Genomic DNA, 408 nt, shown 5'->3' with positions numbered 1-408 from the left:
GCGAGTTCGACGACGACGGAGCGTTCCAGCGGCTCGGTGACACGGTCAAGGAACTCGATGAGGTCCGCGGCACCCGCGGGAACCACGCGTTCTACCTCTCGATCCCGCCGAAGGCGTTTGAGCAGGTATGCCGGCAGTTGTCCAAGCACGGGCTCGCGCAGGCCGACGGCGACAAGTGGCGCCGCGTGGTGATCGAGAAGCCGTTCGGGCACGACCTCGAGTCCGCCCGGAAGCTCAACGACATCGTGGAGTCCGTGTTCCCGCCGGATGCGGTGTTCCGGATCGACCACTACCTGGGTAAGGAAACGGTCCAGAACATCCTGGCGCTGCGGTTCGCGAACCAGCTGTTTGAGCCGTTGTGGAACGCGAACTATGTGGACCACGTCCAGATCACGATGGCAGAGGACA

General features: G+C 63.7%; 1 pseudogene. It reads left to right on the top strand.

What is annotated here, in order from left to right:
• Positions 1–408: pseudogene (locus tag AC5RT3_RS20670) on the top strand (glucose-6-phosphate dehydrogenase); the annotation flags it as partial.

The organism is Arthrobacter sp. Y3221159 (assembly GCF_059089885.1).
The sequence above is the reverse complement of the archived record's forward strand: the minus strand, read 5'-3'. Positions and strand labels throughout refer to the sequence as shown.